This window comes from Flavobacterium sp. CS20 (assembly GCF_018080005.1).
Classification (GTDB): Bacteria; Bacteroidota; Bacteroidia; order Flavobacteriales; family Flavobacteriaceae; genus Psychroflexus.
The window spans coordinates 2161389-2186453 of the sequence record NZ_CP073015.1; the positions used below are offsets into that span (position 1 = coordinate 2161389).

Genomic DNA, 25065 nt, shown 5'->3' on the forward strand with positions numbered 1-25065 from the left:
GGAATGTATAAACTTGAAATAAAATTGATACTTACAGTAATTATTGCAACTATGATGTCTTCTTGTGAAACAAAAGACAGCAAAATATTATCAGATAAAACTAACAGTATTTATAGTGAAAAAGTAGATTCCATAATCAGTTTAATGACATTGGATGAAAAAATCGGTCAATTAAATCTTCCAGCAACTGGTCCTATTACTACTGGTTCTTCAAAAAGTACAGATGTTGTTGAAAAAATAAAAGAAGGTAAAATTGGAGTACTTTTCAATTTGAAAGATCCAAAAAACATATATGAAGTTCAAAAAATTGCTGTAGAAAAAAGCCGATTAGGTATTCCTTTAATTTTTGGCATGGATGTGATTCATGGTTTTAAAACAACATTTCCGATTCCATTGGGATTGTCTTGCTCTTGGGATTTAGAGATGATTGAAAAAACTGCCAAAATAGCAAGATCAGAAGCAAGTGCAAATGGTATTAATTGGACGTTTTCACCTATGGTTGACATATCTCGTGATCCACGCTGGGGAAGAGTTTCAGAAGGAAATGGCGAAGACCCATATCTGGGAAGTGAAATTGCACGTGCTATGGTACGCGGTTATCAACAAAATGATTTAAGTGCAAATAACACATTAATGGCTTGTGTGAAACACTTTGCTCTCTACGGTGCAGTAGAAGCTGGTAGAGATTATAACACGGTAGATATGAGCCGTATAAGAATGTACAACGAATATTTACCTCCTTACAAAGTCGCTATAGAAGAAGGTGTTGGTTCTGTGATGGTCGCGTTCAATGAAATTGATGGTGTGCCAGCTACTGGCAATAAATGGTTGCTGACCGATTTATTACGTGATGATTGGGGATTTGATGGTTTTGTAGTGTCTGATTACACGGGAATTTATGAAATGATGGAGCACGGAATGGGAGACGAATATATGGTGACGTCTCTGGCATTAAAAGCTGGATTAGATATGGATATGGCAGGTGACTCGCCTCATATTGACGTCGCTTATATCAAACAACTTAAGGGAGCTTTGGATCAAGGAAAAATTTCAATGGAGCATATCGATAGAGCTGTAGGTCGCGTACTCAAAGCAAAATTCCAGTTGGGATTATTTGATGATCCATACAAATATTGCAGTCTTGAAAGGGCTAAACAAGAAACATATACTCAAAAAAACAGAGATTATGCTCGACTCGTAGGTGCAGAATCTATGGTTTTACTTAAAAATAAAAATCAACTGTCGCCTCTAAAAAAATCTGGGACAATTTCAGTTATAGGACCTTTAGCTAAAGCCAGCAATAATATGCCTGGAACATGGAGTGTTTCTACAGATCACGAAAAAGCCATTTCGGTTTGGGATGGTCTAAAAGAGTCTGTTGGCGATCAAGTTAATTTATTATATGCCAAAGGAAGTAACATCACTAAAGACTTAGATTTAGAAAAACGGGTTACGATGTTTGGCAAAGATATTCCAAGAGATGGTAGAACAGATCAACAACTTTTAAATGAAGCTATAGCTGTTGCCAATAAATCAGACGTTATTATTGCGACTATAGGTGAGTCTTCAGAATTTAGTGGTGAAAGTAGCAGTAGAACAAATTTAAAAATACCTGATGTGCAAAAAGATTTACTAAACGCACTGCTTAAAACTGGTAAACCAGTTGTATTGGTACTTTTTACTGGCAGACCCCTAAATATAGTAGAAGAAAATAAAAAAGTACCAGCAATTTTAAACGCTTGGTTTCCAGGTAGTGAAGCTGGCTTATCGATTTCTGATGTGCTGTTTGGGGATGTTAATCCATCGGGAAAACTAACAATGACATTCCCAAGAAATGTCGGTCAGCTACCATTATTTTACAATCACAAAAATACAGGACGACCTTTGGGTAATTCGGAAGGGAAGTTCGAAAAATTTAAATCTAATTACTTAGATGTTCGTAACGAACCTTTATATCCTTTTGGATATGGTTTAAGTTACACAACATTTAAATATGGGGATTTAACTTTAGATAAAACATCGATTACAAAAAACGACGAATTAAAAGTATCAGTAGATATTACAAATACTGGAGATTATGATGGCAAGGAAATCGCACAACTTTACATTAGAGATGTTGTAGGCACGGTCACTAGACCCGTTAGAGAGCTTAAAGGCTTCCAAAAAATATTTATAAAAAAAGGTGAAACTGTAACGGTTACCTTTAATATTTCGGTTGAAGATTTAAAATTCTACAACTCTAATTTAGATTTTGTTGCTGAACCTGGAGTATTCCAAGTAGCTATAGCACCGAGTTCAGATTTTGAATTTAAGAAATCCTTCGAACTAATAGATTAAATATAATTAGGGAATTCTCATCCTACTATAAGCTGATATTTCAGTAAAATTTTAATTGAAAAACTAAATGAAATTTGTAATAAACATATTTGTATTCTTGTTTGTGTTATCCCTTTCAGCACAAAACAAAGCCACATACACCTATGCCATAAAAGGAAAAGACACCTTAAAATTAGATGTTTACACACCAGAAAATATCAAAAAAACAGACACTTTACCTGTTTTGCTTTGGATGCACGGTGGCGGATTTGCTGTTGGTCATAGAGATTACATAGACGATAAAAATTTAGTAAAATATGCGACCAAAGAGCAGAATTATATTGGTATTTCCATTTCATACAGATTACTAAGAAAAGGCACAAAGACAGGTTTTGGTTGCGATTGTAGCAAAGATGAAAAGTTAGAAACTTTTAAACAAGTAGCTATCGATTATATGGATGTCGCTAAATATGTGGTAGAACACGCTAATAAACTTCAAGTCGATACAACTAAAATCATTGCTGGTGGTAGTAGTGCTGGTGCCGAAGGCATCCTTAATGCAGTTTTTATGCGTGAGTATTTTATAGATAATGCTGAGGCGTATAGCAACGTAAAATTTGCAGGTGCTTTTTCTTGTGCTGGTGCCATTGTAGATGCTAGTTATATAACGCCAGACAATGCAGTACCAACAGTGTTGTATCACGGCACAAAAGACCAGCTGGTACCATACGGAAATGCACCACATCATTATTGTGCACCAACAAAAGATGGCTACCTAATGTTAGATGGTTCTAAGATTATTGCCGATAAATTAGAGGATTTTGAAACATCTTTCTATTTTAATATTGTGAAAGACGCAGGTCACGAAATTTCCAGAATTCCGTATGAAGAATTAGACATTGTGTTCAATTTTTTTGAACGTACAGTGCTTAATGATGAAGTGATTCAAACTATAATCATAAAAACTAAACAGTAATGCGATATTTTTTTTTCATACTAATCACATTTTTAACGCTTCAATCTTGTAAAGATACTAAGTCAGAAGCTGTGAGTTTGAGTGAAGTTGAGAGCTCAAAACGACCAAATATCATTTACATAATGGCAGACGATCACGCAGACAAGCCATTAGTGCGTATGGTCATCCTATTGGGCGATTAGCACCAACGCCAAACATAGATAGATTAGCTACAAACGGTGCAATCTTTAAAAACAATTTTTGCACCAATTCTATTTGTGGGCCAAGTCGTGCTGTGGTTTTAACAGGAAAGCATAGCCATATTAACGGTTTCAGAATGAATGGCGAGCGTTTTGATGGCTCACAACAAACGCTTCCGAAATTGCTAAAAGAAGCTAATTACAACACTGCAATTGTGGGTAAATGGCATTTGCACGGTTATCCTGAAGGATTTGACCATTGGAATATTTTAAACGACCAAGGACACTATTACAACCCACAGTTTATCAAAATTCAGGATACGGTTCATATCAACAAAAAACACATTGATACCACAGCACATTGGACGACAAAATTGCCAGATACAACCGTTGTAAAAGGTTACGTAACCGACTTAATCACAGAATATGCAATAGATTATATTGATGAAAAGAAAAACAGTGACCAACCATTCTTTTTAATGGTACATCACAAAGCACCACATCGTAATTGGATGCCAGCATTGCGTCACATCAATAAGTACGATTCGGTTCAATTTCCATTACCAGACACCTATTTTACAACCCACGACAATTCTACAGCATCAAAAGAGCAATTACAAACTATATATCGTGATATGTACGAAGGTCACGACCTAAAAATGACCAAAAAGAAAGGTAGTCCAGAATTGGCTTGGAATCCTTGGAAAACTGATTTTGAACGAATGACACCAAAACAACGTGCCGCTTGGGATAAAGCCTATCAGCCAAAAAATGATGCCTTTCACAAAGCCAACTTATCTGGTAAAGCACTAGCTCAATGGAAAGGTCAGCGCTATTTACAAGAATATTTATCAACCATTGCATCTGTAGACGAAGGTGTTGGTGTGCTTTTAGATTATTTGGAAGCTAACGGATTAACCGAAAATACAATTGTAGTATACACTTCAGATCAAGGATTTTATCTGGGCGAAAAAGGTTGGTTTGATAAGCGTTTTATGTACGAAGAGTCTTTAAAAATGCCATTATTAATACAATATCCTAAAAAAATTAAACCAGGTACTGTAGTTGAAGGTTTAACTCAAAACCTAGATTTTGCCGAAACGTTTTTAGATTTTGCTGGTGTTAAAATTCCAGACGATATGCAAGGAAAATCTTTTGCAGGTTTATTAGATGGAACAGAAAATGACGACGATTTTAGAGATGCGATTTACTATCATTATTACGATTATCCCGCATTTCATATGGTGAAAAAAATGTATGGTGTGCGAACCAAACGTTATAAGTTAATTCACGTGTACGACGATATTGACGAATGGGAATTATACGATTTGCAAACCGATCCAAAAGAATTAACTAATCTTATTGATGACGCAAGTTACGACGAGATTGAAACAAAACTAAGAACACGTTTAGCCGAATTGCAACAACAATATAAGGTTACCGAAAAAGAGTTTGAAAAAGCACTTAAAGAAAAAATAGATAGAGCCTACAAGCAATTTGAAAAATTAAGAGGCAACACAGGTTCAGAATATCATCATCATTAAAATTGTAAATATGAAATATTTTAAAATCATCTTAATCAATTTACTTTTCATATCCTGCAAAGACACTTCTGATAGTGGCTTAGCTCATCAAGAGCAATCAGTTAAAACTGAGAAACGAAATTATAAAACCTATTGCAATCCTGTTGATATAGACTATTCATACATGTCGCACTACAGAGCTAAAAACAAGGTTTCCTATCGTTCTGGTGCAGACCCGGCAGTTGTAAATTTTAAAGGAAGATACTATATGTTCGTGACACGTTCTCATGGCTATTGGTCTTCTGATGATATGCTAAACTGGACCTTTATTAGACCACAAAGTTGGTATTTTAAAGGGAGTAACGCCCCAGCAGCCGCTGTAAAAGATGGAAAAATAATTGTCTATGGTGATCCCTCTGGTCGTGGGCCAATTATAGAAACAGACAATCCCGAATTAGGCGATTGGAAAACTAATTTCGCAGTGCTAAATCCACCTGGTGGCATTCAAGATCCCGACTTGTTTGTAGATGATGACGGGAAGGTGTACTTGTATGAAGAGTCTTCAAACAAATGGCTAATTCGGGTCGTAGAACTCGATCCAGACAATTATTATGTGCCTATGGGCGAGCAGAAAGATCTATTCACTCTTCATCCCGATAAGTATGGCTGGGAACGTTTTGGACAAGATCATAAATCAGATTTAGAGCCCTATTTAGAAGGACCTTGGATGGTAAAACATAAGGACACTTATTATTTGGAATATGGCGCACTGTGCACGCAATGGAATGTGTACGCCGATGGGGTTAGAACTAGTAAAAGTCCGTTTGGACCCTTTGAATATGCACCTTACAATCCAATTTCTTATAAGCCAGGCGGATTTTTAAAAGGTTCTGGGCACGGCAGTACAGTAAAAGACAACCAAGGTAATTATTGGCATTACGCTACTATGGCTATTTCGGTAAATTATAAGTTTGAACGCAGAATCGGTATATAGCCCGCAGGCTTTGAGGAGAACGATCAGATGTATGTGAACACCGCTTATGGAGATTATCCACATTTTTTACCAGACACCAAAGTAGATAATCATAAAGAACGTTTTACAGGCTGGATGTCGCTATCGTACAATAAACCCGTAAAAACCAATTCGCCTTTAGTCACTAAAGAAATTAACGTGGTAGATGAAAGTGATAGCGGCTACATGTTGGAACAAATTAAAGAATTTGACATTGCTAAAATTAATGACGAAGAAATCCGATCTTATTGGGTGTCTGAAGCCAATAATGATTCTATCTACGTTAAAGTTGATTTAGAACAAAAAATGAAGGTAAAAGCCATTCAAATTAACTTTCAAGATTTTAATAGTGATATCTATGGAAGACCAGACGATTTAAAACAACAGTTTGTCATTGAAAGTTCTTTAGATGGAAAAGCTTGGGGCATCATTTCAGATTATTCTGAAAATACTCGCGATATGCCTCATGGTTATATTGAGTTGAAAAATCCGGTGGATGCGAGATATATCAGATACAACCATGTGTATTGTACCAACAAATATTTGTCTATTTCAGAATTTAGAATTTTTGGAAATGGTTATGAAGCGAAACCTGAAACACCTTCAAATTTTGCTGTGAAGCGACAAGCCGATCGAAGAAATGCCAATTTAACCTGGGATAAAGTTGAAAATGCTACGGGCTATGTGATTTATTGGGGTATTTCAAAAGATAAACTTAATCTTTCGGCCTTAATGTATGATACCCCAAATTACGAGCTTAGAGCACTAACGGCTGACCAATCCTATTATTACCAAGTTGAAGCCTTCAATGAAAATGGAATTTCAACAAAAAGCGACATTTTATACACCGAATAAAACTAATATCATGAAACATCTATTTATCATCTGTTTTGCCATTTCCAGTTTTGGATTTGCTCAAAATTATTCGATAATGTCTTACAACATTAAGTTAGATTATCCTAAAGAAGGTAAAGACAGTTGGACAAACCGCAAGCCTTTTATGACTAATCAAATTAAATTTTATGAACCAGATGTTTTAGGTGTTCAAGAAGCTCTGCCTAACCAAATGAAAGATTTAGATAGTTTATTAACTGACTATAGTTTTGTTGGTGTAGGAAGAGATAATGGTAAAAACGAAGGTGAATTTTCGGCTATATTTTATAAAAATGATAAATTACAAGTTATAGAGTCTTCAACATTTTGGTTATCACAAACACCTAATCAGGTTAGTATGGGCTGGGACGCCGTTTGTAATCGTGTGTGTATTTATGCTTTGTTTCAACATAAAAAAACAAAAGAAAAATTCTGGGTTTTTAATACACATTTTGATCACGTTGGAAAAGAAGCTCGTTCAAAAAGTGCTATTTTGATTCTTAAAAAAATAAAAACCTTTAATAAAGAAAGCTTCTCTGTATTTTTAACTGGTGATTTTAATATGGAGCCAAATCACGAAAGTATTGATTATATCACTCAAACTTTAAAGGATTCTAAAACAATTTCCAAAATAGACTTTGATCCAGAAGGTACCTTTAATGGTTTTAATTTTGACCAACCCGTAACTAAAAGAATTGATTATGTTTTCGTTTCAGATGACGTTAAAGTAAATAAATACGCAGCGTTAAGTGATAATTGGAATTTACAATATCCATCAGATCATCTGCCAGTTTATATAGAAGTTACCCTAACTAAACATCTGAATGGTGAATAAAAAATGCTCATAATTGAGGCATTTTTGCCATTATTCAATAGGAATTTTCCTGTTGAATAATTCGGGTTAATCTTAATCAGTCAAAATGTACTATCCTAAAGTAACTTTGATTTGTTTGATGCGTTTTTCGTCTATGACTTCGGCTACAAAACGAAAAGTTTCAAACTTAATTTCCTGATTTTTCTTCGGAAAGCCTTTTGTGATTTCTAACAAAAACCCAGCTATAGTTTCAGCATCGCCGCGTTTCTCTTCAAACATTTCAATTGTTTCTTCGCTTAATTTCAAAATTTGATAAAAGTCTTTCATCGAGGTCTTTCCTTCAAAGACATAAGTTTTGCTGTCAATTTTAGAATAAATAATGTCTTCATCATCAAACTCATCACTGATATCGCCGACAATTTCTTCAATGATATCTTCAAGCGTGATTAAGCCACTTGTCCCGCCGTATTCATCAACAACTATGGCAAGGTGATTTTTTTGTGCTTTGAACTCGTTGAGCAAGTCGTCTAACTTTTTGTTTTCAGGGACAAAATAAGGTTCGCGTAATAAGCTTTGCCATTTAAAAGAAGATTTGTCAAGGTAAGGCAGAAATCTTTGATATATAAAATCCCGATGACATTATCTATATCGTCTTTATAAACTGGAATTCTAGAATAACCTTGGTCATTAATAAGTGCTATGATGTCTTTAAAACTTTCTTCATAATTTAAAGCAAAAATATCTAAACGCGGTTTCATCACTTCTTTGGCATCTATGTTTCCAAAAGAAACAATCCCTTTTAAAATCTTTTTTTCATCCGTTGAGGTTTCACTTTCTCTGGTAAGTTCTAACGCGTGAGAAAGCTGATCAACACTCAAATTGGGCTTTTGCTGACTTAATTTAGATTGAATGAGGTTGCTAAAACTGCGTAAAGGCAAACTTGCAGGACTTAAAATTTTGTCTAAAACCAAAAGCGGATACGCCATGAAATGAGAAAATTTTACACGATTTCGATTGGCATATACCTTTGGAAAAATTTCACCAAATAGCAATAATAAAAAAGTAACGATTACAATGTCTATTATAAACACTAAACTTACACCTGCAATATACAAATCATTTGACGGTCTAAATAAATGGCTTATAGAACTGTAAAGCAGAACAATAGCTATATTGATAAAGTTATTAGCAATGAGAATAGTGACTAATAATTTTTTGGGCTTGTCAAGTAATTTGACTAAAATCTTTTCTTGACTGCTCATTTTGTTTTCGTCAACTTCAAAATCTGAAGGTTTTAGCGAAAACAAAGCCACTTCAGAACCTGAAATCAATGCTGAACATAAAAGTAATACTATGATTAGAACTATTCCTGTGATTTCAGGTAAGGTCAATTGAACGAAAAGTATTGAACTAAAGGGTTCGGATTCCAACAATTTGGATTTTAGAAATTAAAAGGGCAAATCATCATCCTGATTTTCATCAGGTTCAGCCACTTGTTGTGGATCTTTAGCTTGCGGTTTGGGTTGAGTAGCTTGCGTTGTGGTAGATTGCCCTGATTTATCTTTTGGGGTTAAAAAAGTAAAATCTGTGCATTGTATCTCAGTAGAATATCTGTCAATACCTTTGTCATCTGTCCATTTACGGGTTTTTATTCGCCCTTCAATATAAACTTTATCACCTTTTTTGAGATATTTTTCGCAAATTTCGGCGGCTTTATTACGCACAACGATATTGTGCCATTCAGTATTGCTTACACGCTCGTTGGTGTTTTTGTTGACATATTCTTCGTTAGTAGCCACTGGAAAACGACCTATACAATTGTTGTCATCAAAATAATGCATTTTCACATCATCACCTGTGTGTCCAATCAACATAACTTTGTTTAAGGTTCCTGTAGCCATAATATTTTATTTTAAGTAGTAAAAGTAATAAAATTTTAGTTTTCTAAAATATGTTCATTTAGAAATTTATCAATCAAAATTGATACAGCAAATTTACGAATAGATTTAGAATTGACCGCTTTATAATGTTTAAGATTAAATTTATCAAACTTCTCAGGGCATTTAATTAACCAAAAATCAGCATAAATATCTCGGTGGGTCAATATGTGTTTGTAGGTTTTTTGATTGATTTTTATCGGTTTGATTTGAGTAGAAATATTTAACCTTTCAAATAATTGGTGATTCAAAACGGCTTTAGAATTGGCTTTGTTTTGTGTTTCTACTAAGGGAAATTCATAAAGTTTTTGCCAAATATCATTACCCAAACGCTGATTGATTAATATTTCGCCGTCGGGAGATTGAAAAATGATATAGTTCAAATAACGCTTCCGACGTTTTAGTTTTTTAAGTTTTACGGGTAAGGATTTGATTTTTTTTTGCTGAAAAGCCACGCAAGATAAATTCAAACGGCAAAACATACAATCTGGCGACTTAGATTTGCAAACCATAGCTCCATATTCCATTATAGCTTGATTGTGTTGTGCTGGTTTTTTTTGGTCTAAAACTTCATTAGCTTTAGATTTAAATATCTTAATGCCTTCTGTTGAATTTACAGGGGTTTCTATACCAAAATATCTTGACAAAACCCGATAAACATTTCCGTCCAAAACCGCAACGGGTTCATCGTAAGCAAAAGAGGCAATAGCAGCGGCATGGTATATTCACCAACACCTTTTAGTTTTAATAATTCTTTATAAATTTTAGGAAATTTGCCATCGCATTCATTTGAAATATATTTTGCTGTAAAATGAAGATTTCTAGCCTAGAATAATAACCCAAACCTTGCCACATTTTCATAACAACATCTTCATCAGCTTCAGCCAATTGATGCACATTAGGGAATGTTTTTATAAACCTTTGGTAGTATGGCAAGCCTTGTTTGACTTGTGTTTGCTGTAAAATGATTTCACTCAACCAAATTTTATAAGGATCTTTTGTATTTCGCCACGGCAAATCACGTTTATGCTCTTGATACCAAAAGGTGATGGCTTCCGAAAAAAACTGATTTAAAGAAATAATACCACATTTAAAACTTATTATGCAAACATAATAAACTATTCAGTTGAATAATTGAATATTAAATGATTATATTTGCATCCTTAATTTTTTAAACAAAACACCTGAGTTATGACAAAAGCAGATTTAGTAAACACCATTTCGGAGAGATTAGGTTTAGAAAAAAATGAAGTTCAATCTACTATAGAAGCCTTTATGGACGAAGTAAAAGGTTCTCTCAAAAGCGGTGAAAACGTTTATTTAAGAGGTTTTGGAAGCTTTATTATCAAAACAAGAGCCGAAAAAACAGGTCGAAATATTTCAAAAAACACCAGTATCATTATTCCAGCGCACAACATTCCAGCGTTTAAACCCGCTAAAACATTTGTTGATAGTGTAAAAGAAAACGTAAAAGTTAAGTAAAAACGAATTAAAAAAAATTATTTATGCCAAGCGGAAAAAAAAGAAAAAGAGCAAAGGTTGCTAACCACAAAAGAAAAAAACGCAGCCGTGCCAACAGACATAAGAAAAAATAAATCTTATCAATTACAAGTTCTTTGACAACGATGCTATGTTAGTAAAACATTAAGCATCTTCATCCCGTTATGACTTATCAAAACTAAGTATAACAAAAAGTTTAACAAATTCTCAAACCATTTTGAGAGCTAAATCCAATACGCATGAACAAAGAATTAATTATTCAATCCAGTTCTAATGCTGTAGATTTTGCCTTACTCAAAGATGGCAAACTTGTTGAATTACATAAAGAAAACGAAGACACAAAATTTCTTGTTGGCGACATTTTTTTAGCTGATGTAAGAAAAGCCCTCGGTGGTCTCAACGCTGCATTTGTCAACGTAGGCTACGAAAAAGACGGTTTCTTACACTATCACGATTTAGGACCGCAGATCAAAACCATGATTCAATTTACCAAAAAATTAAAATCTGGTAAATTACGCAACTACGACCTAAGTGATTTTCACAACGAAAAAAATATCGACAAAAACGGAAGCATTACCGATGTTATTCACCCCAATCAATCTATATTAGTGCAAGTTACTAAAGAGCCTATATCAACAAAAGGGCTGAGATTGAGCAGTGAACTTTCTCTCGCTGGACGCTATATTGTGCTTGTTCCTTTTTCAGAACGTATTTCTATTTCTCAAAAAATAGAAAGTGCAGAAGAAAAAGACAGACTCAAGCGACTCATAAAAAGTATCAGACCTAAAGGCTTTGGTATCATAGTCAGAACAGTAGCCGACGGCAAGAAAGTAGCCGATATCGATAATGATTTACAAAATTTGATGAACCGCTGGAAAGCCATGTGCAAAAAAGTCAGTAGAGTTCAAAAACTTCCGTCAAAAGTTCTGGGAGAACTCAACAAAACTTCATCTCTTTTAAGAGATATTTTCAATGACTCATTCACCTCAATTTGTATTGACGATGAAGCCCTTTACACCCAAGTCAAAGATTATGTCGGTGAAGTTGCCCCAGACAAAGAATCTATCGTAACACTTTATAATTCTAAAGTTCCCATTTTTGAAAAGTATAATATTGAGCGTCAAATCAAAACCTCTTTCGGCAAAACGGTTACCATGACCAAAGGTGCCTATCTCGTCATAGAACACACAGAAGCTATGCACGTCATAGACGTCAACAGTGGCAACCGAAGCAATAAAGCCAAAAGTCAAGAAGACACCGCTTTGCAAGTTAACCTCATCAGTGCAGTAGAAATCGCCAGACAACTTCGCCTCAGAGATATGGGCGGTATCATAGTGGTCGATTTTATAGACATGCACGATGCCGAAAACCGCAAAAAATTATACAACACATTGGTAGATGAAATGAGTGACGACAGAGCAAAACACAAAATTTTGCCACCAACCAAATTCGGTTTGGTACAAATCACTCGCCAACGTGTAAGACCCGAGTTAGACATCAAAACCCGCGAAAAAAATCCTAATGACAATGGAGAAGTCGAAGCTCCAGTAGTTGTCCTCAACAAACTACAAACCGACCTTCAAAAACTCATTAAGAAAAATCACAAAAACCTCACCCTTTCGGCACATCCTTTTATAGCGACTTATCTCACAAAAGGATTACCATCGCCGAGAAGCAAATGGTTTTTTGATTATAAACGCTGGGTCAAAATTCAACCTCGAGACGCTTACACTTATCTGGAATACCATTTTCACGATAAAGACGGCAACATCATCAATGCCTAAATCTACATACAAACCCTGTTCTACACAGAACGGGGTTTTTTTATGTCCAGAAATTTTATCTAATCAAAAGTGACATTATATGAGTTAGAATAGAAAAAAATGGATCTACAAAAATTTATCATAAGATTTATATGCATAGACTTTTTTGTTGAAGCCTGTCCTGAGCACAGTTGAAGGGTTTTGGGCGATGCAAAAAAGAAAAGAATGAACCTTGTAATTATTTAAAAATGTGTATAGTCATCGGTAGTGTCTCAACATTTATCGTCAGGATGTATTGAGTTGTGGGCTTCCGTCGCTCCAAAGTCGCATCGGCGGGCTTTCGGCAGTCGCTTTGCCACACTTATAGCGTGGCAAGAGCTCCAACAATGCCTCAATCCCTAAGCCAAAGAAAAATCACCAAAAGCAGTGAGATTAGCCCTTAAAATTACCAATATTTTAATAAAGCATAAAGCTCTAAAGATTTTAAGATTGTATTTTTGCAACCACAATGAAAATTAATATGAGTTTATTTCATACCATCCCAATAAAAGCAATAAATCAACAGACCGATAAAGCCATTAAAATTACATTTGATATCCCTGATAACCTAAAATCAGAATTTCAATACAAGCCAGGTCAATACCTTACGCTATCGGCAAACATTGATAACGAAGATATTAGACGTTCATATTCTATCTGTTCAGCACCAAACGAAGACCTGAGTATTGTTGTTAAAGCTATACCTGATGGTGTGTTTTCAAATTATGCTATTAAAAACCTTAACGTTGGCGATAACATTCAGGTAATGCCACCAGAAGGTCATTTTACCCTATCATCTGATGCATCAGCAAATTATTGTGCCTTTGTTGCAGGTAGTGGTATCACGCCTGTGATGTCTATCTTAAAAAGCGTGCTACAAACTCAAAATGATTCTAAATTTCTTTTAGTTTACGGAAACAAATCACCTCAAGAAACTATTTTCTTTAATGAAATACTCGACCTTAAAAAAGACTATCCCGAACAATTTTTTGTAGAAAATATCTACAGCCAAACCCGTGAAGACGATGCTCATTTCGGTCGAATAGAAAAGCCAACAATCAATTATGCTTTAAAGAATAAATATAGCGGAATTGACTTTTCTGAATACTTTTTATGTGATTCAGAACCTATGATTGAACACGTTCAAGAAGTTTTAAAAGAAAACGGCATCAAAGATCAGCAAATCAAATACGAATTGTTTTATTCAGAAAAAGAAGCCGAAACAATCGCTCATTCCGAAGGCAAAACTAAACTCAAAATCATCGTTGACGATGAAGAATACGAATTGGTAATGAATCAAGACGACGTGATTCTTGACGCAATATTAGAGCAAGATATAGACGTACCATATTCTTGTCAAGGTGGCATTTGTAGCTCGTGTCTTGCCAAAATCAAAACAGGTAAAGCACAGATGCGTAAAAACCAAATCTTAACCGACGACGAAGTCGCTCAAGGTCTTGTTTTGACCTGTCAAGCTCAACCTCAAACTCCAGAAGTGGTTGTGGACTATGATGATATTTGAAAATTTATAGTTACTTTTACAAAAAAGAAAATTTATGATTAGAAGTTTTTGGGACGAAGAATGGAAAACCATTGAATTTGACGATGATATAGCCGATGATGAACATTTTAAAATCTCTAATTATGGTAGGATTATCAATTGTAAAGGGAAAGAAGAAATATTGGTTAAAAGATCTTATATCAACGGTTATGAAAATTTAAGAGTCAAGCTAAAACGCAACGGCAAAAAATCAGGTCGGTATGTGCACAAGCTTGTCGCTCAACATTTTTTAGAGCAAGGTGATGGTGTTTATGTTATACATCTGAATTATGACAAAACAGACAATCACGTTAGAAATCTAAAATGGGCTACCAAAGAAGAAAAAGAAAATCACCAGTTTAGCAATCCCGAGCATAAGAAAAGACCTATATCTAAAAAAATAAGAAACTCAAAACTTACCGAAACCCAAGTTATCCGACTTAAACGAAAAATTCACGACCCCAACCGACGTACCAGAATTAAACTGATAGCTAAAGAATTTGGTATTTCAGATATGCGACTTTACAGAATTAAAAATGGTGAAAACTGGGGTCATGTTGATTATTAGTCTAAAACAAAAATTATTGGTAATCCATACAGCACATTGACATTTTTGCCACCAACTTGTCCAGGTATCATTTGTGGTATGCTTTTGATAACGCGTATAGCTTCTTCTTCAAGTTTTTGGTGTGGTGCTCTAGCTCTTACATTTACTATTTTACCCGTTTTATCAATGGTAAACTGAACGCTCACTCGTTGCTTGCCAGATAGACCAAGTTCTTTGCCTAAACCTTTGTCAAAGTTGGTATTGACATGAGTTGCGATAAATTCACTGACACATTCTTTTAATGCTTTATTGGTTTTACCACTACAGGATGACGGATGTGGAACTTTGTCTAACGAGGCGAATGGGACTTTTGAGCTTTCTCCACCAAGCTCTTGAACCTCAGTTCGCTTTTCAATTCTACTATTTCTCATGATGTCTTCAAGTGTTAAAGCCACTTTTTTTAAACCCTCAGATTGATTAATTTCTTGATCAATGGCTTTTTGATAGTCACCATCTTCTTTATATTCTGAAGATAGTTTTAACATACCTATGATTAAAGCAACTTGGGCTTCTTCATCTTCAGTATATTCATCTTTAATGTCTAAATCGTAAGAATTAAGCAAACTATTCAAATCAGGTTTATCATCCAATTTATCAAATAAGTTAGGTTCTCCTTTAAAAACTTTATCAAAAAACTCTTGTTGATTTTTGTTTGAAATTTCTGACTCTAACATTTTATCTTGAGTGCAAGAAAAAATAACAGCAAGACAAATAACTGGAAGAATAAAAAGATACTTTATTCGTTTTGACTGGGTTTTGTGTAACATTTTGATACGATTTTTGAGATTAGAAGAATGGTTAAATGAATTGACAAATGAAATATTTTGACAACCAAAATTTTGATTGAGTAAAGCATTAATGTACTTTGTTTTTGAAGTATTTTGGGTAACTAAACAATCGGCTTCAAACTCGTGAATTTGTCTGAGTTGTTTTTTATAAATATAAATTAATGGATTAAACCATAGAACAAATTGCATCAGCTCAAGTGCAATTATATCCCATGAGTGTTTTAGTCTTAAATGTTGAAATTCGTGCTCTAAAACCACATTGCGTTGAGATTCTGACATTTGATCGCCTAAATAAATACGATTCCAAAACGAAAAGGCTAATGTTGAGTTTTGCAAAATCACGACTTTCTTACCTTTATAAGATGACTGACTTTGGGTCTGTAAATATTTAAAAAAATCTCTGTTTCTTATGAGAAACCATATGCTGTAAAAGATAAGTCCTAGGCTATAGAATAAAAAGTAATAACTCCACCTAAAACCTGATGATGTTGATAAATCAGACGTTAGTGCCTCAGTATTCTCAGAGCTTTGAATGCTTATATTGATAGGTTGTAGCCACTGCACATATATTTTGTTGATGTCAATTGGATAGATATTTCCAAAACTTAACAATGGTAAAACCAAAGAAACTCCCAAACTCATCAGTAAATACAAACGGTTGATTTTAAACAGAGGTTCTGACTTCAACAGCTGATATAAACCGATAAATAACAGCTGATAAACAAACATTTCGATGCAGTAATTAATCATTGTTTTGAGATTTTAGTTCTTTTAAAATAGCTTCTAATTCTCTGGTACTTAAGTCGTTTTTTTGCACAAAAAACGAGACCATGTTTTTAAACGATCCTTCAAAATAGGTGTTGGCTAAACGCTGAGTAGTAGAAGTTTTGTAATTATCTTCGCTCACTTTTGGAAAATAAATATGACCTCGCCCCTGTTTTTTATAATCTACAAAACCCTTCTGCTCAAGTATCCGAACAATAGTCGAAACTGTATTGTAAGCGGGTTTTGGCTCTGGCATATGGTCTATAATAGACGATACATTTGCCTCTTGTAGTTGCCATAGAATACGCATAATTTCACTTTCAGCTTTAGTTAGTGGTTTCATTTGACATATGATTTTAGATTACAAATATAACTAAATATTTAGTTTAAACTAATAAATTAGTTATAATTTTTAAAATTTTAAGAAATCGCACTACCTACTTTGGGGTTTTTTCTTGAGTCATCTGTTTTTACCATAGGAAAACCAATAAAAATCATATCGAGATGTTATCTTTGAATCCATAATGTCAAACACAAAAACTTATACTCAACTCATCAAAGCTGAAGCCAAGCGTTTGGGATTTTTGTCCTGTGGTATGAGTAAAGCTGAATTTTTAGAAGAAGAAGCTCCACGTCTTGAGCATTGGCTCAACAACAATATGCATGGCGAAATGCAATATATGGAAAATCATTTTGACAAACGCCTTGACCCAACTAAATTGGTAGAAGGCTCAAAAAGTGTCGTTTCATTATTGTTTAATTATTATCCTGAAAAACAGCAAAAGGGAGATACTTATAAAATCAGCAAATACGCTTATGGAGAAGACTATCACTTCGTTATCAAACGCAAACTCAAATCTCTTTTAAAGTATATTCAAGCAGAAATTGGCGAGGTTCATGGTCGTGCTTTTGTTGATTCAGCACCCGTTTTAGACAAAGCTTGGGCAGTGAGAAGCGGTTTAGGATGGATGGGAAAACACAGCAATGTATTAACCAAATCTAAGGGTTCATTTTACTTTATCGCCGAGTTGATTATTGATTTAGAATTAGAATACGACACGCCTGTAACAGAACATTGCGGGAGTTGCACCGCTTGTATTGATGCTTGTCCAACAGACGCTATTGTCGAGCCTTATGTGGTTGATGGCAGTAAATGTATTTCGTATTTTACCATTGAACTTAAAGACGATTTACCAACAAGTTACAAAGGACAATTTGACGATTGGATGTTTGGCTGTGATGTGTGTCAAGATGTTTGTCCGTGGAATAAGTTTAGCAAAAGCCATAACGAACCACTTTTCAATCCTGATGATCGCCTTTTGAATTTCGATAAGCAAGATTGGGAAGACATAACTGAAGAAGTCTTTCAAGATATTTTCAAAAAATCTGCCGTTAAGCGAACGAAATATTCGGGATTGAAGCGCAATATTGAGTTTTTAGATAAAAAGCTCAAAAAGGAATAAACATTTATAATACTTTAACTATCAAATTAAATGATTATAATATCTATTAAACAAAAAAATCAAAGTCAATATGTTAATAAAGAAATATTGTTCATAAATAATACACCCATCAAAATTAATTAATCTCAGATAATTTTTGCTTTAGTTCTTTTATCTCGATTTCCAGCTTTTCAATATATTTGCGTTGGCTCTCTAGTATATATTCGGGTTTGGTGTAAATATTATTGGTGCCATTAATAAGACCAACAGCTTGATCTTTACAAATAAAAACCTGTTTTCTATCATCTTCATAGATATCTTCGAGAGGAATTTGAAGAAAATCTGCTATTTTAACCCATTCTTCGTCTCTAATCCCTAAAACTCCTTTTTCTTTACGGCTATAATTAGAAACGCCCATACATAAGACATCAGCGATTTCTTTTTGAGTAGCACCTTTTTCTTTTCTAGCTTTAATGAGCTTTTGTTTTATCATAATTGATGATATTTGCACAAATATGCAAATTATTTGCAAATAAATTACAGTGATTTTAGGTTAAAGAATATTTGATTTGTATGAAACTTTTTATTAACCTTTAAAATTTAAAACAATGAGTAAATTAAGTTTAGACGCCTTAGCGCAAAGAGCAGACCAAATTGCCTCTGAGGATTTGTTAAATTCGATTAATGGAGGTACTGAGAATGATTGTCATGATAATAATTCAAATGATAATACAACTGAAACAAGAGAAGTTCAAGTTGATAATACTGAAGTAGCTAAGCCCCATTACAAGCATGATTCAGGGCCACAGTAAACTGTTATGTAATAGTAATATTGAAGTAATGAGTTTCATCACTTCAATATTACTATATTTAAATTTTCTAATAGAATTATGATCAAAATTTTTAAATATGTATTATTATCATCATTGTTCATATTCATAACTGATGATTTTGACTCCTGTCCTAGTTCGCAAGATGAAAAGATAGTATTATCAATAGATTACCAAGTTTATAATCAATTGAACACTTACAAAGAATTAGAAGGTTTAAAAAATTTTCTTGAAGAATATTTTAATGCTGAAAGCTACGAAGAGATAAAGAGTTTCTGGATAACTAAAGATACGGATAAAATCAGCTATCAACACGATATAATTAATAAAAATCTTCAAAAACACTATCCATATTATAAGCCAACTTTATATGCCATTGAAAAACTAAAGAAAAATAATTTTTTATTGAAAATTTCTCTCATTGGAAATCCAGAAGGCTTCAACTCAATATTGGCGTCTCATAATCTTAGGATTAGGCACACTGAAGATAACTGCTTTAAATTAGTCAACATACCAAATGAGAAATTGAAAAAAATGAATAAATTTTCATATGGAAATGTTACTTTTTATACACCAAATAAAGAATCAGACCATGATGACATAAGCAAACATGTAAAATTTGAGCACAAGCTAGTTGATTTTTTTGAAGTTGAATTAGAAAATTACAGTATAGTTAAATTTAAAAATACTAAAGAGTTGTACAACTTTTTAGGTTTTGACTACCATGATGCTATGTATCTAAACGAAAGTTATGGTGGGATGTATATACCATATGATAAAATTCTTTTAAATGGTAATAATTCAGTTTTTTACCCACATGAGTTAACACATTTATATTCAAGTAAAAAAATTAAAGTAAAAAATAATTTAATTGACGAGGGTTTCGCAACATTTATAGGTGGTTCTTTAGGGTTTGATTATACATATCATATTAAAAATTTACAGAAATATTTTACAAGTAAAGATGACAAATTAATGGACTTTATCTTGGATCAAGAACTTTATAATAAATTAATAGGCAAAAGTTCTACAGTAAAATATTCTGTAGGTTCTTTTTTATGTCATGTAATATATAAGCATAAAAATAGAGAAGGTGTTATGAGTCTATTAGAGACTGGAAAATCCCCGGCAGACCTCCATAATAATTTAAAAAATCTGTTAAATTTAAACGAAAATGATTTAGAAAATTTTCTTGAAAGTGAATTAAGAAAATTTACTAAGGGGTTTGACGTTTTAAGTTAATTTATTCTTAACTATTTAATATATTTGCACAATATTCAAATAATCTACAAGTAACTTAAACTAGATTTTAGGTTAAGGATTGTTTAATTTGTACAAAAACTTTTTATTAACCTTTGAAATCTAAAACAATAAGTAAATCAAATTTAGACGCTTTAGCGCAAAGAGCAAACCAAATTACTATTAGGATATATTAAATTCAATTAAATGGAGGTAATGAGAATTGTTGCTATGAAGTTGAGCCTATGCCTAGGGACACAACAATAGACGATCTTGTATCCAAAAGCTAATTATTTATATATAATATTGCATAATTATGCAAATTATCTGCAAATAAATTACACTGATTTTAGGTTAAAGTATGTTTAATTTGTATGAAACTTTTTATTAACCTTTAAAATTTAAGACAATGAGTAAATTAAGTTTAGACGCCTTAGCGCAAAGAGCAGACCAAATTGCCTCTGAGGATTTGTTAAATTCGATTAATGGAGGTACTGAGAATGATTGTCATGATAACGATAGACCCATTTCTGATGTTGAAAAGGAAGACAGAGAAGATGGGACTGTAATTTGTGATAGAATTTAAATATTATAAAAGCCATTTATGAAATTAAATGGCTTTTTAAATTAAATTATGATTAAAAAATCAATTTTAATAATCTGTTTTTTAGCATCTACGGTTGTTTATTCTATAATCGATCCAAAAATAGATTACTTAAAAACACCAGCAGACTACAATATACAATTCACCAACTTCAAAATTAAAACTCAAAAAATTAGTTTGAATAGTTGGCTTTCGGTTTCAGACAAACCTAGCAATAACCTTATAATAGTTGCCTATGGAGACTACGGCAACATGTCATATTATTTGGATTATGTTAATTTTTATATATCACAAGGTTTTGATGTTCTTAGCTTTGATTACAGAGGCTTTGGAAAAAGTAGTGATTTTAATATTGATAAAGACTATTTATATTACAATGAATTTGTGTTGGATTTAGTTAATGTTATCAATTTCTCAAAAAAAAATTACAATTATGATAAAGTCGGAATCTTAGGTTTATCGATGGGTAGCATTATATCCGTGTTAGCAAAAGAAAAAACTAAAGTCGATTTTATGATTATGGACGGGTGTGTTTTAAGCATAGACAATATACTCAAAAGGCTAGATGACGTATCAATTAAAATACCTTGTAGGGATAGCCAAAATCTAGAGGAATATTGGCAAACATATAATAACAAAGTATTGATACATTCTGCCTCTAAAGATTCTATTACTACTAAGGGTGATGCGGTAATATTGTTAGAACAATATAATTCGAAAAGAAGACTATTTGAATATAGTGGTAAACATTTAGCCTTTACCGATAGCAATATAAATTTAAATAGTTATAATAAATTACTAACATGGTTAGTTAATTAGTTTATGGGAGTAAGTCTGAAAAAATTTATACCTGTTTATGTGACTGGAAATAAAATATGTGTCGGATTTGTTTATGATCATACAAAATATTTAGAATTAGAAAACACAAAAGCAAACCGAAAATTTATAAAAAATCTTTTAGAAATTGGTTTTCCAAAATATGATACAAAAGCAAACAAAATTCTTTCCCATTTAGATAGGATGGGTTTTTTAGAAATAATAAACAAAGAGCATAATAATGATAATAGAAATTATTCTTTTTTAGAATATATAACAAATACTAAGCCTGACTTATCACATCTTAGTAAAAGAATATTAATTTTTGGATCTGGTGGTGGTGGTAGTACTTTAGTTTATCAATTGGCACAATTTGGATTTAAAAACATATTTGTTGTTGATGGTGATAATGTTTCTGAAAATGATGTGCTAAGAAATTTCCCCTTTTCTGTTAATGATATTGGAACAAAAAAAGTTGATGCCTTACAAAAAAAAATCTACAGGAATTTTAAAATAAAAATAGGTATAAGTTATGATATGCCAATAGGAAAACATGACTTAGAAAAATATTTTAAAGATTATAATCCTGATTTGGTTGTAAAAGCATGTGATCCTAAAGGATTATTTATCAATAATTTAAATATATTATGTTTTGAAAGAAACCTTCCATTTCTATCTATAGCTTATTCATTTGAAAAACTTAAAATAGGTCCATTTTTTATACCTAAAGTTACTTCTTGTTATAACGCTGTTTCAAAAAAAAATGTAAAAAACTTTGGTAACCACTACAAAGTTGAGCTATTTGAAAGACCTTTCGAAAAATACTTACATCATCCCTCCATTATGTTTAATATCAACATTTTATCTTCATTGGCATTTAAAGAAATCATGTTTTATTGTTTTGAAAAATATGAATACTGTCAAACTTTTGGTAGACTTTTAGTTTTTGACCCTTTAACTTTTCGAACACGAGGTATAAATTATAAGTGTGATGATAGTTGTAATGTATGTAGCCTTCTAAAGTGATATCTTTAATTATATAAATATTTTGATATATAAGGCAGAACATATGATAAATAATAGCAAACCTAATTTAACAAATACTATTAAGTTATTAATCTACAAGGAGAACACTTTATTACTTAAGAAATTAAATCTTGAAGACGATAATATATTCTTAGAACCCTTACTTTTTTCTTATTTTAATGCTAAGGCAGATAATTTGAGCTTAGAGGAAATACTTCAAGGCTATTTTATTGAAAAAGAATCGATTAAAGTTGAAAACTCTTATAATAAAAATGATATAGCCTATATTCCTGAAGTTGGTTACTTTAAAAAAGGACAAAAAACACTCTATGAACCCATTCTAAAAATAGGTGATTTTGAAATTTTAAAAGAAGTACATCCTCTTCAAGAAAAATATTTTGTTGAGTTTTATAAAGGTCATGTTGTTAATGATAATCCAGAACATAATTCTGTTTGGAAAGCACATCATAAAGAGTTATTTCAAGCTATTGGTATCATAAAAAAATATATTCCTAAATATTATGAACAACTACAATTTGCCAACAAAAAAATATACCTACACGATAATCCTAAGATTATAAATTTTACCTCGAAAGAAACTTTGGGTATGCTTTATTTTTATGTGATAGGAAATAATAATATTGTTTATTTTATCGAAGAATTGATACATCAAGGTTCTCACAATTATCTGCACTATATATTACATGACAGAAAGCAGTATTTTAAAATAGATGCAGATCATTCAATAATGCGAGACCTCACAAAAAAACAATGGGATTACAGATCGGTTTTCAGTGCGTTTAATGGCTTGTTCACGGTTACACAGCGTGTAGTTTATTTCGATAAATTATTAGATCAGAATGTTTTTTCAGGTAGAGAAAAGCACGAACTTTTAGGAAGGTTAACAGACCAATTCCCACGTTTTAGAACTGGTTTGCAATATTTAGACCTTAAAACGGTTTACACAGATAAAGGCGCAAAATTTTATAAAGACTTAGACAAAAAGTGTGCTTTTATTCTAAAAAAATATAGAAGACTAAAAGATGAATTTGATTTAAGCAATCGTGATGTAGATTTTAGATACGACGATTTTTGTACCTTAAATCCATATGAAGAATTTTTAGAAAAAGATAAACGAGGATATTACCAATTTTAAAATTTCAATTTTATGAAGAAAAATAAAATGTTGCTATTAATTTTTATGTCTTTTGTTTTAACATGTTATGGTCAAACAGAGCCTAATGCATCTCCAACAAAAGACCGAATAAAAACGGACGTGGTTATAAAAAATGTATCAGTTATACAGATGATAACAGATGAAGTATTAGCTAACCAGGATGTCATCATAAAAAATGGTAAAATATTTTCAATTGAAGATACCCAAAATAGAGCCTATGAAAATATGTTTGTGGTTGATGGTTCAGGTAAATACATTATGCCATCATTGGCTGATGCACATGTGCATTTGCCTAAAGAAAAGGAGGATTTAGATAAATTTCTAAAACTAAATTTAATTAATGGTGTAACCAAACTTCGTTCAATGCGTGGAACATGGAATCATTTAAAATGGAGAGATGAATTCAATGATGAAAATTCAATTTATCCCAAATTGTATTTATCGGCACCACCAATTTATAAGAACTATAGTTTTACAGAAGAAGAGCTTAAAAATTATGTAGATGGTGCTAAAAATTTTGATTTTATAAAAATATTGAGTATAAAAAATCAAGAGCTTTTTAAAAGACTAGATAGCTTATGCAGGCTTAACAACGTAGAAATTGGTGGTCACTTCCCAAACAACATTTCTGATAGCTTAATATTTAATTCTAACTATAGATCTTTTGAACATTTAGGAGGTATTTCAATGTTGACTGAGGTAACAGAAGAAAGAATTCAAGAAATTAAGAAAAAAAATATTTATGTATGCCCTACATTGAGTTGGTATAGTATTGGTTCAGGCAGGTATTCTTATGAAGAATTACGCCAACTACCAGGTATGGAGTATATCCAAAAAGAAACTATTGATAACTGGATAGAAAAAACCAAGCAATACCGCGAAAAGCTTGGTAAAGAGGCATATAAACAGGAAGTGGCTGACGAATTACAAAAACTTCAACAAAAATATCAAGTTATTAAAAGGTTAAGTGAGTTAGGCGTTAGAATGCTTTTAAGCCCGGACAGTTCTTCGAAATATATGGTTACTGGATTTGGCATGCTTGGTGAAATGAAATTATTAAAAAATGCTGAACTAAGCAATTTTGAAATTTTGAAAATGGCGACAGTAAATTATGCTGATTTTTTCAATGAAAATTTTGGTACTATAGAAGTTAATGCAGAAGCAGACTTCATATTATTAAACACCAATCCATTAGAAAGTATAGAAAGTTTAAAAAACATTGAAGCGATATATTTTAATAACAACTATTTAGATAATGGTGATATAAAAAAATTATCTGAGTCTATTTTGCCTAAATAA

25 protein-coding genes and 1 pseudogene are annotated in these 25065 nt (G+C 32.6%); 18 read left to right on the forward strand and 8 right to left on the reverse strand.

The annotated features are described in order from the left end of the window. Nucleotides 1-3 precede the first annotated feature (3 nt). The 6 genes and pseudogenes from bglX to IGB25_RS10195 all read left to right on the forward strand — a co-directional run bounded on the left by bglX (nt 4) and on the right by IGB25_RS10195 (nt 7714). Complete coding sequence (gene bglX / locus IGB25_RS10175) at nt 4-2337, forward strand: beta-glucosidase BglX (protein WP_211064910.1); 2334 nt, start codon at nt 4-6, stop codon at nt 2335-2337. Between the two features lie 67 nt (nt 2338-2404). Further along, nucleotides 2405-3292, forward strand: coding sequence for an alpha/beta hydrolase (locus IGB25_RS10180; RefSeq protein ID WP_211064911.1), 888 nt, complete (start codon nt 2405-2407; stop codon nt 3290-3292). Then, a pseudogene (locus IGB25_RS10185) lies at nt 3292-5015 on the forward strand (sulfatase). The gene IGB25_RS10180 and the pseudogene IGB25_RS10185 overlap by 1 nt, the downstream one beginning before the upstream one ends. Before the next feature lie 10 nt (nt 5016-5025). After that, nucleotides 5026-5988, forward strand: a complete 963-nt coding sequence (locus IGB25_RS14960) for a family 43 glycosylhydrolase (protein ID WP_247653483.1) — start codon at nt 5026-5028, stop codon at nt 5986-5988. 27 nt (nt 5989-6015) lie between these two features. After that, a complete protein-coding gene (locus IGB25_RS14965; protein WP_247653484.1) occupies nt 6016-6861 on the forward strand; it encodes a discoidin domain-containing protein in 846 nt (281 codons plus the stop codon). A gap of 10 nt (nt 6862-6871) precedes the next feature. After that, on the forward strand, nt 6872-7714 hold the full coding sequence (locus IGB25_RS10195) for an endonuclease/exonuclease/phosphatase family protein (protein ID WP_211064912.1): 843 nt from the start codon (nt 6872-6874) through the stop codon (nt 7712-7714). A 90-nt stretch (nt 7715-7804) separates the two neighbouring features. Here the strand turns inward: IGB25_RS10195 and IGB25_RS15645 are convergent, their stop codons facing one another. The 5 genes from IGB25_RS15645 to IGB25_RS15655 form a co-directional block, all read right to left on the reverse strand. Beyond that, nucleotides 7805-8215, reverse strand: coding sequence for a transporter associated domain-containing protein (locus IGB25_RS15645; RefSeq protein WP_371815895.1), 411 nt, complete (start codon nt 8213-8215; stop codon nt 7805-7807). A gap of 5 nt (nt 8216-8220) precedes the next feature. Beyond that, a complete protein-coding gene (locus IGB25_RS10200) occupies nt 8221-9123 on the reverse strand; it encodes a CNNM domain-containing protein (protein WP_371815896.1) in 903 nt (300 codons plus the stop codon). 18 nt (nt 9124-9141) lie between these two features. After that, a complete protein-coding gene (locus IGB25_RS10205; RefSeq protein WP_211064913.1) occupies nt 9142-9594 on the reverse strand; it encodes a single-stranded DNA-binding protein in 453 nt (150 codons plus the stop codon). A 35-nt stretch (nt 9595-9629) separates the two neighbouring features. Next, nucleotides 9630-10277 (reverse strand): NUDIX domain-containing protein, encoded by a 648-nt coding sequence (locus IGB25_RS15650; RefSeq protein ID WP_371815897.1) that lies wholly within the window; start codon nt 10275-10277, stop codon nt 9630-9632. A 97-nt stretch (nt 10278-10374) separates the two neighbouring features. Then, nucleotides 10375-10608, reverse strand: coding sequence for a hypothetical protein (locus IGB25_RS15655; protein ID WP_371815898.1), 234 nt, complete (start codon nt 10606-10608; stop codon nt 10375-10377). A 213-nt stretch (nt 10609-10821) separates the two neighbouring features. Here IGB25_RS15655 and IGB25_RS10215 point away from each other — a divergent pair, with 213 nt between their 5' ends. The 4 genes from IGB25_RS10215 to IGB25_RS10230 all read left to right on the forward strand — a co-directional run bounded on the left by IGB25_RS10215 (nt 10822) and on the right by IGB25_RS10230 (nt 15040). Beyond that, the gene (locus IGB25_RS10215) at nt 10822-11112 is read left to right on the forward strand and encodes an HU family DNA-binding protein (protein WP_211064914.1); all 291 of its coding nucleotides are present in this window, start codon (nt 10822-10824) and stop codon (nt 11110-11112) included. 257 nt (nt 11113-11369) lie between these two features. Continuing rightward, nucleotides 11370-12914, forward strand: coding sequence for an Rne/Rng family ribonuclease (locus IGB25_RS10220; RefSeq protein WP_211064915.1), 1545 nt, complete (start codon nt 11370-11372; stop codon nt 12912-12914). Between the two features lie 499 nt (nt 12915-13413). After that, nucleotides 13414-14454, forward strand: a complete 1041-nt coding sequence (locus IGB25_RS10225) for a ferredoxin--NADP reductase (protein ID WP_211064916.1) — start codon at nt 13414-13416, stop codon at nt 14452-14454. Nucleotides 14455-14488: 34 nt separating this feature from the next. After that, nucleotides 14489-15040 (forward strand): NUMOD4 domain-containing protein, encoded by a 552-nt coding sequence (locus tag IGB25_RS10230; protein WP_211064917.1) that lies wholly within the window; start codon nt 14489-14491, stop codon nt 15038-15040. Here the strand turns inward: IGB25_RS10230 and IGB25_RS10235 are convergent. Continuing rightward, nucleotides 15037-16554, reverse strand: a complete 1518-nt coding sequence (locus tag IGB25_RS10235) for a M56 family metallopeptidase (RefSeq protein WP_211064918.1) — start codon at nt 16552-16554, stop codon at nt 15037-15039. The genes IGB25_RS10230 and IGB25_RS10235 overlap by 4 nt on opposite strands. Nucleotides 16555-16609: 55 nt before the next feature. Then, a complete protein-coding gene (locus IGB25_RS10240; protein WP_211064919.1) occupies nt 16610-16975 on the reverse strand; it encodes a BlaI/MecI/CopY family transcriptional regulator in 366 nt (121 codons plus the stop codon). A gap of 181 nt (nt 16976-17156) precedes the next feature. Here IGB25_RS10240 and queG point away from each other — a divergent pair, with 181 nt between their 5' ends. Further along, nucleotides 17157-18095, forward strand: a complete 939-nt coding sequence (queG, locus tag IGB25_RS10245) for a tRNA epoxyqueuosine(34) reductase QueG (protein ID WP_211064920.1) — start codon at nt 17157-17159, stop codon at nt 18093-18095. A 115-nt stretch (nt 18096-18210) separates the two neighbouring features. Here queG and IGB25_RS10250 read toward each other — a convergent pair whose 3' ends face one another. After that, a complete protein-coding gene (locus IGB25_RS10250; protein WP_211064921.1) occupies nt 18211-18567 on the reverse strand; it encodes a helix-turn-helix transcriptional regulator in 357 nt (118 codons plus the stop codon). A 115-nt stretch (nt 18568-18682) separates the two neighbouring features. On the opposite strand from IGB25_RS10250, the gene IGB25_RS10255 reads away from it, so the two are divergent. The 7 genes from IGB25_RS10255 (at nt 18683) to IGB25_RS10285 (ending at nt 25065) form a co-directional block, all read left to right on the forward strand. Further along, nucleotides 18683-18886: a hypothetical protein gene (locus tag IGB25_RS10255; protein ID WP_211064922.1), complete on the forward strand. Its 204-nt coding sequence runs from the start codon at nt 18683-18685 to the stop codon at nt 18884-18886. 78 nt (nt 18887-18964) lie between these two features. Further along, nucleotides 18965-20146 (forward strand): hypothetical protein, encoded by a 1182-nt coding sequence (locus IGB25_RS10260; RefSeq protein WP_211064923.1) that lies wholly within the window; start codon nt 18965-18967, stop codon nt 20144-20146. Nucleotides 20147-20552: 406 nt separating this feature from the next. Next, the gene (locus tag IGB25_RS10265) at nt 20553-20729 is read left to right on the forward strand and encodes a hypothetical protein (protein WP_211064924.1); all 177 of its coding nucleotides are present in this window, start codon (nt 20553-20555) and stop codon (nt 20727-20729) included. Nucleotides 20730-20777: 48 nt separating this feature from the next. After that, nucleotides 20778-21566 carry an alpha/beta fold hydrolase gene (locus IGB25_RS10270; RefSeq protein WP_211064925.1) on the forward strand — a complete coding sequence of 263 codons (789 nt, stop codon included), beginning with the start codon at nt 20778-20780 and terminating at the stop codon, nt 21564-21566. 3 nt (nt 21567-21569) lie between these two features. Then, nucleotides 21570-22589, forward strand: a complete 1020-nt coding sequence (locus tag IGB25_RS10275; protein ID WP_211064926.1) for a ThiF family adenylyltransferase — start codon at nt 21570-21572, stop codon at nt 22587-22589. Between the two features lie 43 nt (nt 22590-22632). After that, nucleotides 22633-23745, forward strand: a complete 1113-nt coding sequence (locus tag IGB25_RS10280; protein ID WP_211064927.1) for a hypothetical protein — start codon at nt 22633-22635, stop codon at nt 23743-23745. Nucleotides 23746-23757: 12 nt separating this feature from the next. Then, nucleotides 23758-25065, forward strand: a complete 1308-nt coding sequence (locus IGB25_RS10285; protein WP_211064928.1) for an amidohydrolase family protein — start codon at nt 23758-23760, stop codon at nt 25063-25065.

Excerpts from the sequence above, each read along its gene's own strand:
- queG (WP_211064920.1), top strand. The coding sequence starts at position 17,157 with ATGTCAAACACAAAAACTTATACTCAACTCATCAAAGCTGAAGCCAAG.
- IGB25_RS10180 (WP_211064911.1), top strand. The coding sequence starts at position 2,405 with ATGAAATTTGTAATAAACATATTTGTATTCTTGTTTGTGTTATCCCTT.
- IGB25_RS10240 (WP_211064919.1), bottom strand. The coding sequence starts at position 16,975 with ATGAAACCACTAACTAAAGCTGAAAGTGAAATTATGCGTATTCTATGG.
- IGB25_RS10260 (WP_211064923.1), top strand. The coding sequence starts at position 18,965 with ATGATCAAAATTTTTAAATATGTATTATTATCATCATTGTTCATATTC.
- IGB25_RS10285 (WP_211064928.1), top strand. The coding sequence starts at position 23,758 with ATGAAGAAAAATAAAATGTTGCTATTAATTTTTATGTCTTTTGTTTTA.
- IGB25_RS10195 (WP_211064912.1), top strand. The coding sequence starts at position 6,872 with ATGAAACATCTATTTATCATCTGTTTTGCCATTTCCAGTTTTGGATTT.
- IGB25_RS10230 (WP_211064917.1), top strand. The coding sequence starts at position 14,489 with ATGATTAGAAGTTTTTGGGACGAAGAATGGAAAACCATTGAATTTGAC.
- IGB25_RS10220 (WP_211064915.1), top strand. The coding sequence starts at position 11,370 with ATGAACAAAGAATTAATTATTCAATCCAGTTCTAATGCTGTAGATTTT.
- IGB25_RS10265 (WP_211064924.1), top strand. The coding sequence starts at position 20,553 with ATGAGTAAATTAAGTTTAGACGCCTTAGCGCAAAGAGCAGACCAAATT.
- IGB25_RS10250 (WP_211064921.1), bottom strand. The coding sequence starts at position 18,567 with ATGATAAAACAAAAGCTCATTAAAGCTAGAAAAGAAAAAGGTGCTACT.
- IGB25_RS10225 (WP_211064916.1), top strand. The coding sequence starts at position 13,414 with ATGAGTTTATTTCATACCATCCCAATAAAAGCAATAAATCAACAGACC.
- IGB25_RS10275 (WP_211064926.1), top strand. The coding sequence starts at position 21,570 with ATGGGAGTAAGTCTGAAAAAATTTATACCTGTTTATGTGACTGGAAAT.
- bglX (WP_211064910.1), top strand. The coding sequence starts at position 4 with ATGTATAAACTTGAAATAAAATTGATACTTACAGTAATTATTGCAACT.
- IGB25_RS10205 (WP_211064913.1), bottom strand. The coding sequence starts at position 9,594 with ATGGCTACAGGAACCTTAAACAAAGTTATGTTGATTGGACACACAGGT.
- IGB25_RS10280 (WP_211064927.1), top strand. The coding sequence starts at position 22,633 with ATGATAAATAATAGCAAACCTAATTTAACAAATACTATTAAGTTATTA.
- IGB25_RS10215 (WP_211064914.1), top strand. The coding sequence starts at position 10,822 with ATGACAAAAGCAGATTTAGTAAACACCATTTCGGAGAGATTAGGTTTA.
- IGB25_RS10270 (WP_211064925.1), top strand. The coding sequence starts at position 20,778 with ATGATTAAAAAATCAATTTTAATAATCTGTTTTTTAGCATCTACGGTT.
- IGB25_RS10255 (WP_211064922.1), top strand. The coding sequence starts at position 18,683 with ATGAGTAAATTAAGTTTAGACGCCTTAGCGCAAAGAGCAGACCAAATT.
- IGB25_RS14960 (WP_247653483.1), top strand. The coding sequence starts at position 5,026 with ATGAAATATTTTAAAATCATCTTAATCAATTTACTTTTCATATCCTGC.
- IGB25_RS14965 (WP_247653484.1), top strand. The coding sequence starts at position 6,016 with ATGTATGTGAACACCGCTTATGGAGATTATCCACATTTTTTACCAGAC.